General features: G+C 33.2%; 14 protein-coding genes. 3 read left to right on the top strand and 11 right to left on the bottom strand.

Annotated features, from left to right (window positions below):
* Positions 1 to 305 precede the first annotated feature (305 nt).
* Positions 306 to 710, top strand: coding sequence for a hypothetical protein (locus tag BLV84_RS11860; protein WP_093245903.1), 405 nt, complete (start codon positions 306 to 308; stop codon positions 708 to 710).
* Here the strand turns inward: BLV84_RS11860 and BLV84_RS11855 are convergent.
* Positions 703 to 1,704: an acyl-CoA dehydrogenase family protein gene (locus BLV84_RS11855; protein ID WP_234953152.1), complete on the bottom strand. Its 1,002-nt coding sequence runs from the start codon at positions 1,702 to 1,704 to the stop codon at positions 703 to 705. The two genes, BLV84_RS11860 and BLV84_RS11855, sit on opposite strands and share 8 nt — an antisense overlap.
* Positions 1,685 to 2,290: a nicotinamide riboside transporter PnuC gene (gene pnuC / locus BLV84_RS11850; protein WP_093245901.1), complete on the bottom strand. Its 606-nt coding sequence runs from the start codon at positions 2,288 to 2,290 to the stop codon at positions 1,685 to 1,687. The genes BLV84_RS11855 and pnuC overlap by 20 nt, the downstream gene beginning before the upstream one ends.
* Before the next feature lie 301 nt (positions 2,291 to 2,591).
* On the opposite strand from pnuC, the gene BLV84_RS11845 reads away from it, so the two are divergent.
* On the top strand, positions 2,592 to 3,227 hold the full coding sequence (locus BLV84_RS11845) for a YceI family protein (protein ID WP_093245899.1): 636 nt from the start codon (positions 2,592 to 2,594) through the stop codon (positions 3,225 to 3,227).
* 35 nt (positions 3,228 to 3,262) lie between these two features.
* Here the strand turns inward: BLV84_RS11845 and BLV84_RS11840 are convergent, their stop codons facing one another.
* From BLV84_RS11840 to BLV84_RS11815, 7 genes are all read right to left on the bottom strand, one after another.
* A complete protein-coding gene (locus tag BLV84_RS11840) occupies positions 3,263 to 3,637 on the bottom strand; it encodes a hypothetical protein (RefSeq protein WP_143521367.1) in 375 nt (124 codons plus the stop codon).
* A 4-nt stretch (positions 3,638 to 3,641) separates the two neighbouring features.
* Positions 3,642 to 3,809, bottom strand: coding sequence for a hypothetical protein (locus BLV84_RS12535; RefSeq protein WP_159429429.1), 168 nt, complete (start codon positions 3,807 to 3,809; stop codon positions 3,642 to 3,644).
* A gap of 186 nt (positions 3,810 to 3,995) precedes the next feature.
* Positions 3,996 to 4,550: a glutathione peroxidase gene (locus BLV84_RS11835; protein WP_093245895.1), complete on the bottom strand. Its 555-nt coding sequence runs from the start codon at positions 4,548 to 4,550 to the stop codon at positions 3,996 to 3,998.
* A 147-nt stretch (positions 4,551 to 4,697) separates the two neighbouring features.
* Entirely contained in the window at positions 4,698 to 5,279 is a 582-nt protein-coding gene (locus BLV84_RS11830) for an energy transducer TonB (RefSeq protein ID WP_093245893.1), read from the bottom strand.
* Between the two features lie 82 nt (positions 5,280 to 5,361).
* Positions 5,362 to 6,204 carry a sulfurtransferase gene (locus BLV84_RS11825; RefSeq protein ID WP_093245891.1) on the bottom strand — a complete coding sequence of 281 codons (843 nt, stop codon included), beginning with the start codon at positions 6,202 to 6,204 and terminating at the stop codon, positions 5,362 to 5,364.
* Positions 6,205 to 6,211: 7 nt separating this feature from the next.
* Positions 6,212 to 6,700, bottom strand: a complete 489-nt coding sequence (locus BLV84_RS11820; RefSeq protein ID WP_093245889.1) for a thioredoxin family protein — start codon at positions 6,698 to 6,700, stop codon at positions 6,212 to 6,214.
* 29 nt (positions 6,701 to 6,729) lie between these two features.
* The gene (locus BLV84_RS11815; protein WP_234953151.1) at positions 6,730 to 9,114 is read right to left on the bottom strand and encodes a TonB-dependent receptor; all 2,385 of its coding nucleotides are present in this window, start codon (positions 9,112 to 9,114) and stop codon (positions 6,730 to 6,732) included.
* A 201-nt stretch (positions 9,115 to 9,315) separates the two neighbouring features.
* On the opposite strand from BLV84_RS11815, the gene BLV84_RS11810 reads away from it, so the two are divergent.
* Positions 9,316 to 10,776, top strand: a complete 1,461-nt coding sequence (locus BLV84_RS11810; protein ID WP_093245887.1) for a hypothetical protein — start codon at positions 9,316 to 9,318, stop codon at positions 10,774 to 10,776.
* 126 nt (positions 10,777 to 10,902) lie between these two features.
* Here BLV84_RS11810 and BLV84_RS11805 read toward each other — a convergent pair whose 3' ends face one another.
* Positions 10,903 to 13,122: a nitric-oxide reductase large subunit gene (locus BLV84_RS11805; RefSeq protein ID WP_093245885.1), complete on the bottom strand. Its 2,220-nt coding sequence runs from the start codon at positions 13,120 to 13,122 to the stop codon at positions 10,903 to 10,905.
* A gap of 542 nt (positions 13,123 to 13,664) precedes the next feature.
* Positions 13,665 to 14,942: a hypothetical protein gene (locus BLV84_RS11800; RefSeq protein WP_143521366.1), complete on the bottom strand. Its 1,278-nt coding sequence runs from the start codon at positions 14,940 to 14,942 to the stop codon at positions 13,665 to 13,667.
* Between the last annotated feature and the right edge of the window lie 121 nt (positions 14,943 to 15,063).

The following is a 15,063-nucleotide window of genomic DNA, read 5'->3' as shown; positions in this document are numbered from 1 at the left end:
ATTTTCAATTTGAAAGGTTCTGAATAACGTCTAATTACTTTGTCATTTTTGTACATAATGTTTAAAATTATGTAGCCTTTATTCAGGACGGGTCACATTAGACTACAACGGTTATATCAACGTACATAAAAGTGCAAGTGAACTTAATGTTTTATTAGCGCAAGGAAATATTGGCTCTAATTAAGTTGTGATTGAGTTTTTTTGTTGAGAAAGCTGTCTTTAATGAGACAGCTTTTTTTATGTAAAATTAAATTGACAATCTTTAAATATGATTAAAACTATATATTTACATGATATTTTTGTAAATGAAAAAATCTTTAAAAATACGCTACACGAAAAAGCGATTAAGATCAAATCTTTTTTTAGGCCTTTTATGGTTAACTCTTGGCATATTAGGCTCTATATTTTCATCTCAAAAATTCATGATTTATAGCTATTCAGGTTTAGGCATTTTATATTTGTGTGGCTACTTCTTTGAGAACTACTATCAATATATAAGCATTGAGAATGACATTCTCATATTACATAAATTGAAAAGCAAGAAGATTAAACTTCAAGACATTCAACAAATCAAAAACATAAAAGGCGATATCATTCTCGAATCTGAAACTCATAAGCTCAAAATCAATCCTGACTTAATTAAAGAAGAATCCTTGAAAGAACTCAAATCTTTGCTTGAAGAAAACACAAAACCATCAACTTCTATCTAAAAATGTGGTGTTGTGTCGCTGTAAAATAATCTCTAAAAATCTGATTGAGTTGCTGATCTGTTCGGCTCGCTTTGACACCTAAATATGGATAAACTGAAGTGATAGCAGCTGTCATTTTTTTGACGGATGCTGATGCTAAACGATGTATTTCAGCTTGATCTTCTTCTGTGATGGACTCAGCTTTTTCTATTTGATATTCAACATGAGAAGCTAATTTAAAAAGTAAATTTTCAGTTTCACTATCGATTTGTAGTAGCATTTTTTGCCGCTTTTCAGTTAAAGACTCGTATCCTTCTTCTATGAAATGAGCAAACATTCCTAGATAATTCACCCACAAAGTAAAGTCGGCAAAAACCCTAAATGGTATTTTAAAAACATCTTGTGATGTATAAAATTTATCATAGACAAAGCTATATTTTTCTTCCACCTCAACATCGCAAACTTTAAATGAATGTGTTGCTGTAGCTTGCATTCCCATTGTTGACCAGTCTTTAATTAGTTCAACTTTTTCACGAGGAATTACAAAAGACTTCATCATATCAGTGCCATCAGAATTTTTGACTTGCCTACCGTTTTCAAGAATTTTTGCACTTAATGTCATATGCGATAAATAAGGCGCGCCTGTGGCATAGCGCCAAGTTCCATTAATTCGATAAATATTGCCAAATTTTTCGGCAGTTCCGAAAATGCCACCACTTCCGCCAAAAGAAATTTGAGAGGGTTTATTTTTGAAAATATTTTCTGCTGCTTCGGGCTGAAGATTGCCCACAAAATAATTAGCCCCGCTACAAAGAGTTAATGTCCAGCCTAAGCTACCATCAATTTTTGCAAGATGTTTTAGTTTTTTGAGGCCTTCTGTTAAAGTCAACTCTAAGCCGCCATAAGATTGAGGCACCCAGATGTTCCAAAGATTATTTTCTTCAATCCAAGTTATAATTTCGTTTGGAAAAACTTTTGCTCCTAAGCATAATTTTCTAAGCTGTGATATATTCATGTTCTTTTTTCTTTCGCATAATTCGTCTCCAGTTCAAGTAACCCGATGTTCCTAAAATAAACAGGAAAACACTTAGAGCGGCGTAGATATAAAGCTCTTTATAAACTAATAAAGGAATCGAGATGATGTTACTGATATTAAGATAAATCCAGTTTTCCAACTTACGTTTTGCCATCAGCCACATGCCTGCCCATGCAAATGCACTAACAATTGCATCCCATAATGGCACATCAGAATTAGTGTAAAAAGCCAACCAATAATACATTAAACCAAAGCATGCTAAAACAATGCTAATGGCATAAAATTGCTCTTTTAAAGTTGTCACAGAAATTGGGCGTTGAGCTTTTTCTTTCCCGTATTTCCAGTAGAAATACCCATAAACACTCATTACTAAATAATACATATTTAGTAATATATCACCATAAAGTTTAGAGCGATAAAGCACGACTGTACTGAGTAAAATAGCAAGAATACCAAACAAGTAATTGTTGATATTATTCTGTCGAGATAAAATAACTTGCACCACACCAAAGCCGGTGCCTAAAGTTTGCATGATATTAATCGGTGTCAGAATTTCCTCAAACATCAGTTTTTACAATTAAAATGAAGTGACGAAATCCTTCGCTTAAGAAGAGTGTAATTAAAAAATATACCTCCGCTGGCATTATCCAGATCAGGTTTTGCTCTATCGCTTGGGTTTCATCTCAGCCAGCATTTTATGCAAGCACCCCATTATTTTCAGCAAAGATATCAGGATTTATAAACTAGCCAAAGTAAAATCATGCTAACAAGTTGCATTTTAAAATGAATTAAGTTTTATTTTAGATAACCAAGTTTGCTAATGCTTAATCATTTTGTAATTTTAACAAAAATTAAAATCCTTTACAATGAAAAGAATATCACTTTATTTGTTTGTTGCTGTACTATCAGTCACAATGAGTTGCCAGAAAAACAACAAAACTGAAAATTCAGAAAAACAAACGCAAACTGAACAAAAAGAAACAAAAGAAGAATCTTTAAAGTTAACACCTCAAAAAACAGAATTAACTTGGACAGCTTATAAAACAACTGATAAAACACCAGTTAATGGAACTTTTAAAACTTTAAAATTTGAAGAGCAAACCGGTGAAAACGTCGCAGAATTATTCAACAATCTTGAATTTTCAATTCCGGTCAGCAGCTTATTCACGAATGATGACACAGGGACGAGAGATCCGAAAATTAAAGAATCATTTTTCGATAAAATGATTGATCCTGATATGCTTAAAGGAAAAATCATGGTTGATAACGAGGATTACAAAGTTCAAATTAACATGAACGGTGAAACAAACACAATTCCTTTAAAGGTTGAAGTATCAGACTCAAACGAAGTCACAATGACAGGAACGATGGAATTAAAAGATTGGAAAGCTTTAGATGCCTTATCCTCACTTAATGAAGCCTGCTATGACTTACATAAAGGCGGTGATGGCGTCAGTAAAACTTGGGAAGATGTCGCTCTTGAAGTCAAAGCTCAGCTTTAATAAATCAGCTTTTTTAAAATATCACAAAGCTTCTGTTAACGCAGAGGCTTTTTTTGTGCTATATTTTTTAAATCTATTTTTTGCACTTGATAAAACAAGAATGAACCAAGCGCATACATCACAATATCCCAAACATCAGCTGTGTAACGCTCAGAAATTGGTGGCATGATCATTTCAAAATAAATAGCATACATAATAGTAAGACTTATCACATGCCATTTTGTTAAATAAAAATCTTCTTTAAAAAACCGCAATAAAAAAAAAGTGATGCCACAGATGACTGGCATACACAACAAATCCATGAAGTAGGAACGAATGAAAACAGGAAATTCAACACCAAAATGATCTAAAATCAAATAGGAAATACTTAGGGTAACACTGAGCCACCAAAATATTATAATACGCTTCATCTTGTTAAATAAATAAAAGCGAAATTAACCAAGCAAAGAATGCACCGATTGCCATCACGGTAATCCAAAGATAAAACCCAATATTTGCGAAAATTCGCACAATTAAAAGCGGATGATCTCTCAAGCTTTTTTTGGGTTTTTTAGGTTCCTTTTCTTCTTCTATTTCTGACATATTGACGCACTAAAATCATTTGCAATAATAGCCTCTTTAAGCGTCATTTTACTGGTTTTGTCTGTTAAATATATTTTGAAAATGATTCTTCTCATTCAAAGCATTTCATAAAAAAAGCTTCAATGATTAGAGTTATATCATTGAAGCTTTTGCTTTCTTTTTCAAATATTTTAATCGGATATTAAATTAACTTTTCTCTATCCAATTAGTGATACTTTCATCCATTGGTGATGTTGCAGATGGCAACACACGGACAACTTTTCCGTTTTCATCTATCAAATACTTTTGAAAATTCCATTTGACTTCAGAATCTTGAAAATCATTCTTTTCTTTTTGAGTTAAAAACTGATAGACAGGATGCATATCTTTTCCTTTTACTGAAATTTTACTCATCATCGGAAATGTCACACCATAGTTAGCCTCACAAAAAGTGGCAATTTCTTCATCGCTACCTGGTTCTTGTTGACCAAAATTGTTAGCAGGGAAACCGATAATCACAAAATCATCTTTTTGATATTTTTCATACAAAGCCTGTAAATCTTTATATTGAGGCGTAAATCCGCATTTACTTGCAGTATTTACAAGCATGATCTTTTTCCCTTTTAGATTTTCAAAATCAAATTTTTGTCCTGAAAGGTCTTCAACTGTAAATTGATAAATTGTGCTTTTCATATCCGATTTTTTTTGTGCAATTGTGTTTAGACTTAGCATTAAGAAGCTTAATAATATTATTTTTTTCATGGTTTTAAATTTTTAGCGAAAATAAGCCGATTCGTTGTCTCATATAATCTGGTTTAATTTTTTTAGGTTTTAATTAATATCCGTGAATTAAAAAAAGAAGCTGCATAAAAGCAGCTTCAATAATAAAATATCTAGTGGATGAAGAATTTAATTAATTTTAAATTTTACTGGTAAAGCGTAGGTTGCTTCAATAGCTTTACCATCTTTCATCGCTGGATTCATTGTCGGTAATGATGAAATAATGCGTTTTGCTTCATCAGCAAGTAAACTTGATTCTGACCGTGCTTCAACTTGATTAACATTTCCTTTATTGTCGATCATAAAGTTAACACGAACGGTATGTTCTCCTTCTACTATTTCATCTTCAACAGACTTAACATCAAAATTTTCTGATGCGTATTCTTGTATTTTATCAATTGTACAATGTCTAGGATCATCTGCATCTTCACAGCCTGGATAGGTAAATGTTGGCATTGATGCTGCTGACATGCGTTCTCTTTCTCTTTTCTTTTTGCCTTTTAAAGCATCGTCTTTAGCACTTTTTGCTTTTCTATTTTTTTGAGATTTGTAAGCATCATCCTCATCTCTCATTTCAGGCTCCTCAAGTGTGACGTCATCTTGATCAGATTTTGATTTATCATCAGCACATGAAGCAAAAGCCATCATGAAGCCGAATACACAAAAAAATAAAAGATTCCTTCTGTGGGTCAAATTTTTTAATTGTAACATGGTATTAGGTTTTTGGTTATTTAACAGATAAACCTACAACTTAATATCATTTAACGCAAAATTTAAACAAAACTTTATAGTTTCACCCCTGAAGCATTTTTCTTGACCACTCGCCCCACGAGCCGACATATAACTTAGGTATTTCCAATCCAGCCGTTGACATTGCTAATATAAAATGACAGGCTGAAACGCCGCTACCACAATGAAATATGAGTTTTGAACTTTCTATAGTCGGAAGTTTTTCTTGATATAACTCACGTAATTTATCTGGAGAAAGAAACAAACCTTCTTCATTTAAATTTTCTTGAAAAGGAATATTTATAGCTGTTGGAATATGGCCTGCAATCGGATCAATAGGCTCAATTTCTCCACTATAACGTTTCTCTCCTCGTATATCTACAATATTGATATTCTCATTCTCAGTTGCTTTTTCAACCTCAGAAATATCCGCTAAAGGCAATTGCCATGAAGTTAAAGGATAATCTTGGACCGTATCTAGATGTTTCTCCCCTTTTTGCATTTCAAAATCAGCATTTTCAGCAGCTTGTAAGCCACCATTAAGCACTTGTACTTTTTCATGCCCAACGGCTTTTAGCATCCACCAGAATCTTGCGGCTGCGAGCGCACCGTTTTTATCATCATAAATGACAACATGTGAGGATGGCTGAATGCCAAGTTGACCTAATGTTTTTGAAAAATCTTCAAGCTTTGGTAATGGATGTCTGCCGCCTTGGCTGAAGTTTTTATCTTGAGCTGATAAATCGTTTTCTAAATCGACAAAAATTGAATTTTGAAGATGTTTTTCTAAATAAGCTTGATGAGCTGTTTCTCCAAATCTAACATCAGCAATGATAAGATTATTTTGAGATTGTATTGTCTTTAATTCTTCTACTGAGATTAAAGGATTGATTGTATTTTGAGACATAGATTAATTATTTATCGTTTAAAACTGAAATCACTTCTTTCAGTTCTTTCTCCATTTCTTGAGGAGATAAATATCGAAAATAACGTCTGATTATCTTAAAATTTTTATCTAAAATTACGCTTAAAGGTAAAGTCATGTTATCCTGATGGCGTTCGGCTAAAATTAAAGGAATTTCATGGTAAGATTGTCTTCTATTGTTAACTTCTCTATTTTTAAAAACCTGACCATCAAACAAAATTTCATCTGTACTTTCAGCATGCATTTTGACATTGATAAAGTTTTGATTTAATAAATTGATGACTGGTGCTTTTTTGAAAGCTGCCAATTCCATTTTTTTACAATAGACACACCAATCAGCGTGAAAAAAGATAAAAACAGCCTGCGGAGTTTCATCAATTTCAGATTGTAAATCTTGAAACTGAATCCACTCCACTTGGGACTGTCCTTGAACATATTGGCTAAAAATCAAAAAAACTAAAACAAAAAAACCTTGCATGAATTTATCTTTAAAAAATAGATTTTATTTTAATGTAATTTACCAAATTTAATTCCGATAAAATAAGTTCTTGGCATTGCAGGACCATAAATATAATCTGCATCACGTTCTGGTCCCTGATCAAAATCATCTTGATAACTGTTAAAAATATTTTTTACACCTCCTGAAAATGTGATCATAAAACTATCATTAAAATGCATATGAGATTCTATTTTTAAATTGACATCCATAAAAGAATTAACTTTATTAAGATTTAAAAACCCATTGGAATTTATCACACGTGGGACAGTCATTTCACCAGTATAAGTGCCGGTAATATCAAGATTAAACAAATCACTTGGCATCCAAGAAGCTGTAAAGAATCCATAAATATCAGGGTTTCTAACAAACTCATCTACATAAATATCCCTTTCTGTTGTTCCTGTTTGCGCTTCGTATAAAAGTTGTGCTTCCTCGTATTTTGATTTCTGAAATGTCCCACCAATTTGAAAGCTATATTTTGTGGAAGGAGAATATTTAAACTCCACATTTGCGCCATAAACAGCAGCCCCTTCACCGTTCTCAACTTCTTCTAAAATGGAACCATTTGGTAAACTCGCACCTTTACTCACCATTGTAAAAGGATCATTGAGCTGAGTATAAAACCCTTCAACTAATAAATCAAATTGCTGTTTTTGCTTAGTTTTCGAAAAATTAAAAGAAGCCGTATAAGCATCAGAATATTCAGTTTCTAAATTTTCAGATAAGATCACAAATTGAGGTTCGCCACCAACACTCGATACATGCAAATCTTCATTAAAAGCTTGTGGAGCTCTAAAACCTCTTGCATAACCACCACGCAATTTGATAGCTTCATTGACGTCATAAGATAAAGTCAGTCGCGGTGAGATAGCATTTTGAGTGATATCAACATCACGTTCCACATTGCCAACACGGTATTCACCTTCAACATCAATACGATCAAAACGTGTTCCTACTAAGGCTGTCAATTTATCTGTTGCCTTCCATTCGTATTGTACATAACTTCCAAAACTATTGACTGTTTGGTCAATTAATCTATTATAGCCTTTAATTTCATCTTCAGTGGCACTGTGGTTGAATTCTGCTCCTGCTGTTAAGATATCTTCATTTTCAAAATGTTTTGTGTATTGCACACCATTATTCCAAGCTAAATCTTTTGTATTTCCAAAAGCATTGGCTGCCAGAATACTGTCTTGAGCCGTTCTGCCTCCACCTAAACCACCGTAAAAACTGCCGCGATCTGTATGACTTACTGAGGTGTACAAAGTAACTTGTTGTGTAAAATCTTTGGAGTTTATTTCATAATCCAAACCGCCAATAAAAGTATCATGCTCTAATTGTTCAGTAATATCAGTAAATTGTGGCGCAAGTTCTAAACGATCACCACCGCGACGAAACTCATGAATGACATTTAAGTTTAATGAAAGTCGGCTGTAATCATTTGGCTTTAAAAATGCTTTTGAGCCAAGCGTGTTATTCTTGAGTTTAACCATTTCTGTAAAGCCATCACCGTCAGCATCATAAGCTTGACGATCTCTGTAGCTACCGAAAAAAGTAACACCACTTTTTAAATCATCAGCAACATTTGAAGTGTTAAAATTTAAAACACGATCAAAAGATTTTCCATCAATATAAGATAAGTTTGAACCAATTTCCCAAGTATTTAAAACTGGGTCCTTCGTAATAACATTCACCGTTCCCGCAATAGCATTAGAGCCAAAAAGTGCTGAACCACCACTACGCACAACCTCAACGCGATCAATGATTGTTGTCGGGATTTGCTCCAAACCATATACACCCAAAAGTGATGAAAAAACAGGACGACTGTTCATTAATATCTGCGTGTAACCACCATCCAAACCATTTAAGCGAACTTGAGTAAATCCACAATTTTGACAGTTTGTTTCCACACGTAAACCTGGCGAATAATTAAGTCCTTCAGCCATTGAGATTGATTGGGTTGCTGTTAATAATCTTGGACTAACTGTAGAAACAACGACTGGCGTTTTACGCCTTTGCACACGATTTCGTGTTGCGGTGACAACAATTTCATCTAAGCCAAGTACATCCTCAATAAGCGTCATGTTTTTGGTTAAGATTTCTTGTTCTTTTAAAGTCACATTAAGTTTATGAGATCGAAAACCTTGTGAACTTATAGTAAGCCGATGCTCACCAGCAGATAACTTAAGTTCATAATAACCATCAATACCTGAACTTGTACCTACTTTTTCATCAGCAGAATAAATATTTACAAAGGGAATAGGATCTCCTTTTTCGTTAACAACTTGTCCTTTCATTTCTGCTGTTTGGCTTTGAGCTTGCATTGTCACCCCTAACATCATGAAGCTTAAAAGCATGTATATTTTGTGTCTAAAATTAATTTTATGAATCATAATTAATATTTTTAGGCAAAACTAAAATATAATTAAACATTAACGAAATAAACGACAGGGAAATTTTAATTAGAATATGTTAAATATTGAAGAATTATATTTTGATACAATTTTTAATTGCAACCAAACAATTGAAATGAATAAAATTATTAACATTATCAAGTTATTAAATGTAGATTTACGGACTTAAAATTACATATTATGACATATAAGAATATATTTATTATTTTTTTAATAATTAGCTTTTCTGTTAATTTTGACGGGGTTGCTCAAAAAATAAAAATCAAAAAAGGCATCATAAGTATTGACAAGAATCCTGTTGCTAAGCATGAAGAGCAAGGCTTAAATACTGATATCTTCTATTTTTTAGATGGTAAAAAAGCATTTGAAGTCGATTTTAAAAGTGTCACTGTTAGTCCAACTGAAGCTCACCAATGGTTAGTGATGACTTCTGCTGAAGGTGAAAAAACTGAAATTCCTTATGAGGTGTTGACTGTTTCTTTTAATTCTAAAAAGATTCTTATCCATTTGCTCATGGAAAAATATAAGATCTTTACATCTCAAAAATTAGATGCTGATCAGCTGAGTATTTTTTTTGCAGAAGAACGAGAATCCTTAAGTGATCAATACTTAAAAGCAGGTATGGCAGCGGCTGAAGAGGCTGCAAAACGTGAAGAAATTCTAGGTCAATACAAGCCTTTTGTTAAAGAAGATGGCAGTATTATTTTTGGAGGTTCATTCGGGTCTAAAATAGTAGGTTACGTACATTATTATAAAAGCAGTCAACAATATGCGATTAAAGATTTAGATGGCATTCAAGTTGCTATGACTGAGAAACCTCAAAAAATGGCACAAACAACAGTTTTTGCAAAAACATATACAGATGAAACATTTGAATTTGATCGTGGCTCAAGTACCATGTTAAAATCAAATTTTTCAAGAAACTTTGCTCAAATTTTTGTTGAAGAAACTGTGGGTAGAAATTACAGGCTTGGTCGTGAGGCTAAATCTCATAAGGCAAAAATGCATCAAGAAAAAATTATTGTTGCCAAAGAGAACAGTGTCAATTTATACAAGATTAAAGGTTACGTGATCAATGAAGATGGTGAGAAAATCAATGGTGATATTACTGCAATTTTTGAGCCTTTAGACTTAAATCCTCAGGATGGAAATGATGTTTTGAAAAGCTTAAATGTGATTGACAAATATGGGAAATACATGAGTATGACATATTTAAATGATCGTGGCAAAACCCGCACAAAAGAATTTAAAGCTAAAAACGCTATTGAGTTTTGTGTTGATATTGATGGTCAAATGCAATGTTATGTTGGAATGCAAACCAAAGGAAATGCGATGAAAAAGCTAATGAATGCATCAAATTTAGGTTTTAATAATGCTTATTTTTACAAACGCATTTATAAGTTAAATGAACATCAGCTTTTAATAAAGCCTGATGAGGCCTCCATTTACGTGATAAAAGTCAGTGATCAATCAAAAGCTTTTATGGTTGATGACCGTAACAATTCAAATTTATCATCAGCTCTTGCTGATTATTTGTCTGCTTGTTCGCAGTTAGCCAAAGACATTGAAAATGAAGAATTCGATTTAAAAAACGAGGAGAATCTTAAAAACATACTAGAAGAATATCAGGCTTGCTTATAAGTCTGTAACCCATTTATCCAAAAAAAAGCTGTCTTAACTAAAAGTTATAGACAGCTTTTTTAATTTAATTCTTTCTTTACTAAATATTTCAAAAGAAACGACTTAATAAAGGGTATTTACAAAAATTCATTTTTTTAGTTTGTAGCTATAAATTGTCTCTTCAATGGCAAACCAACAGAAGTAGAAAATTCCGATTGAGAAGATAATATCACCAATCATTCTTAACCATTTTAAAGTTTGTACAGTAGGTGAATACAGTAAATCGGCTTCTCTTGCAAAAGAATAACCTTTACTGATTGAGGTGTAAGCCTGTATAATTCCTATAGGTAGTAAACTGATTAGTACCATTGCGATAAGTCCAATGTTTAAAAACCAAAAAGCACGTTTGAGTTTGACATTGTTCCACGCTCTATCAGAATAAAAGCGTAAGCACATAATGATAAAGCCCATTCCTAACATGCCATAAACACCAAATAAGGCAGTATGTGAGTGAACAGCTGTTGTATTAAGACCTTGAATATAATATAACGCGATTGGTGGATTGATTAAGAAACCGAAAACACCTGCACCTATAAAATTCCAGAAAGCAACAGCTATAAAGAAGAAAATAGGCCATTTATATTTTTGTATCCAATCTTTACTTTTTAATAAATTCCAGTTTTCTCTAATTTCAAAACCCATTAATGTCAGCGGAACAACTTCTAAAGCACTAAAAGTGGCGCCTAATGCAATGGCTTGTACAGGCGTTCCTGAGTAATATAAATGGTGTAAAGTTCCGATAATTCCGCCTGCCAAAAATATAGCTGCTGATGCGACAGAAAGATATCCTGCTGTTTTAAAAGATATAATTTTCATACGAGAGAAGATAAAGGCAATAACAACTGTTGCAAAAACTTCAAAGAAACCTTCAACCCACAGATGCACAAGCCACCATCTCCAATAATTAATGACAGGTAATGTGCTGTTTTCACCATACATTAAGCCAGAGAAAAAGAACATGCCTATCGCAACGACTGATATGAGTAAGATGACAACCAAATGCTTTGATTCATCATTTTTACGAATCGCATAAATTAAATGTCGGCTTACCATTATTACCCATAAAATTAAACCTATGCCTAAAAATATTTGCCAGAAACGACCCAAATCCATGTACTCATAACCTTGATGGCCAAAGAAAAAGTTTGTTGTTAAGTCAAGAAACTGATGCACTCCTAACCATTCACCTAACATAGAGCCTAGCACGATAATGAGTAATGCAATAAATAAGAAATTAATACCAAAAACCTGATATTTCATTTCTTTACCAGATATCATCGGTGCTAAAAACAAACCTGTTGCCAACCAAGCTGCCGCTATCCAAAAAATTGCGAGCTGCGTGTGCCATGTTCTTGTAATAGAATACGGTAAAATACTTCCTAAATCAAAGCCGAAGAAAGCTTGGCCTTCTACTGTATAATGCACAGTGATAATACCTAAAATAACTTGTAAACCAATTAAGAGCGAAATGACGATAAAGTATTTCAAAACTGCTTTCTGAGAAGGAACTAATTTTAGATTTGTTAGTGGATCAATACTAGGTTTGATAAGTGCTTCTCCTTTTTCATGATCTCTCAAATAATAATAAGTTAATAGCCCAATAAAAAGTATTAATAAAACGATTGATAAACCTGACCAAATTAATGAGTCATCAGTGATCGTATTATCAATCAAAGGTTCGTGAGGCCAGTTTGAAGTATAAGTATAATCTTTTTCAGGGCGATTGGTACTTGCTGCCCAGGAGGTCCAAAACAGAAAAGCATTGAGTTGTTCAAGTTTAATCTCATCGGTTAAAGCGCCTTCAGGAATGGCATATTGCTCATGCCCATCATGAAAAATAGAACTATAATGCTTTATGTTTTCTGAAATAGCTTCCCATCTCAGTTTAGAAATTTTTATATTTTCTGAGCTTTCATCAAAGGTGTTTGTTTTTACATCCTTGATTAAACGTGCTTTTAAAGCTGCTTTCTTCTCAACATCTAAGCTTTCATAAGATTTATTAAAATCATTTTGTGCCCAATATTCAAGCATATAAACAGCTTCTTTATGTATCCAATCGGCTGTCCAGTCTGGTGCTACATAACTTCCATGACCCCAAATTGAGCCAACTTCCATTCCACCTATTGATTCCCACACATTTTGCCCGATTTGTATGTCTTCTTTTGTGTAAACGACTTCATTCGTTTCTTTAATAACAACTTCCTTTGGAATAGGAGGTTGCGCTTGATAGACTTCTGTGCCTATCCAAATTAACACTGCAAAGGAGAGCACAAAAACACTGACAAATACAATCCAAACTTTTTTCATTTTTTTTTATTTATAGGGTTAAAAATTCTTTCAGTTAAGAGGTTTAGTTTTTTGTTGATTTTTAAGACTAAGACATATTGATTTCTTCTTCATTTTTTAAATTTTAATTATTTTGAGATTTATTTCGAATGGTTTGACACTTCATATCAGGACAAATTTGTCCTATTTAATGAGTTGTCATTTCTATATTTTTTGCTAGTCGTTTAGAATGATCATTTTAATAGAAGCTTAGTTCAATCAGTTTCATTCAATTTTTTGCTGTCTAAATATTGACTTTCTAAGAAGACATCTTAAGGTAAAATGAGGGTGGAAAAAGCGAAGAATCATAACTGAGATTTATGACCACAAAAATAAGTCAAATCTAAATAAAGGACAATTTTATCCTAATTAAATTTCAAAAAAAAATCACTAGTAAAGTCAATAAATACAAGTGATTTGAGCTAATTTATTTAACGTCCTAAAAATCAGAAGAATAAAAAAACTGCCTTCAACTTTCGTTGAGGCAGTTTTCAGATTATGGCTTAATCTATTTAAAAAAATGTTTAGTAAACACCTAAATAAAATGAGTCTGCTCCGTTATCAAGCTCAGCTCCGATTTCAAAAGCATCAGGAGATTCGCTATTCGGATCAAATTTGTAAATATTTCCTTGCTGACCCAATGGTGTGATTGCCATATAGAATTTTCCATCACGACCAACAACACCTGATTGGTAATACCACATCCATAAATTTTCTGGTAAATTTAATTTGACAGCAGTTTGGTTGTAAATGTCGATTCTAGCAACACCCCAAGCAGCATCTTCTTTGTCTCTTCCTTTTGTTGCATCATAAAATGGCACGTAACCAATTCCATTACCAACATAGAACCATCCATTTGCACCAACTTCAGTCATCCCTAAAGCTTCAGCTAAATCTAAAGTGTAAGCATTATCATAATCACCGTTTGTGATTTTCAATAATTTAGAAGGTTTGCTTGATAAATGGTAAATATCACCAGCTTCATCTGCGTGATAAACTGGCGTACGGTAACCATAAGTTGAACCTTGCGCGTTTTCTGACTGGACAAACTCTACATTATCTAATGAAGGATAGTCAACAATCATTGTTGTTGCTTTATAAGTTTCAGGATTTTCATTTTCTCCAGTTGCTGGATTAAATTGACGCATTGCAACACCGTAATAAGCTTTCCCGTTTTTGATGGTTGGGTTATCCGTTCTCCAGATATGGAAGTTATCCTCAAAAGTTGGTAATTCTATAACATTATTTTCTTCTAATGTCATATCATCTAAACCTACTCTTTGAAAAACAGCTTCTGATTTAGTGAAGGTATATTCGCCGTTATCGTCATACTGATTTTCAGTATTTACGGTATGTACCAAAGCATCATCTTTACTTACAACTGTCCAACGTGGGTATGCAGTTCCCATCGCGACTTGAACATTTGTTTCAGCTAATTGCTGGTAACTTGAACCGCCATTCACTTTATATTTATAGATCATTCCGCCACCGTAGCTTAAGTTGTAAAGGAAATCACCAGATGGTGAACCATAAATTCTTGCTGTTCTCACAGATGGGACTTCAAAACCTTGACCATCAAAAGAAATACTTCCTTCAGAGATATTTTCTAAAGCTTGTGCGTAAGTTCCTGAGTTTCCTTCAGAGCTGACACCAAAAACAACATTATAAAAAGATTGATCGCCTTGAGGAGGGTTGGGCATTCCGCCTCCATCATCGTCACTGCTGCAGCCGACTAATACGCCTGTTAATAATGCTGCACCCATTAAAGTTACTTTAGCTGATGATAAAAAATTAATTTTCATATGAAATTTATTTAATTGTTTGATTTTTAAGTACACGACAAAAATTGAATTAGATTAAGGTCATATTTATTAGTTCCTGATAACAAGCATTTTGAGATATAGTCTAATCCATATCTGAAGA

The organism is Psychroflexus halocasei, assembly GCF_900107595.1.
Classification (GTDB): Bacteria; Bacteroidota; Bacteroidia; order Flavobacteriales; family Flavobacteriaceae; genus Psychroflexus; species Psychroflexus halocasei.
The sequence above is the reverse complement of the archived record's forward strand: the minus strand, read 5'-3'. Positions and strand labels throughout refer to the sequence as shown.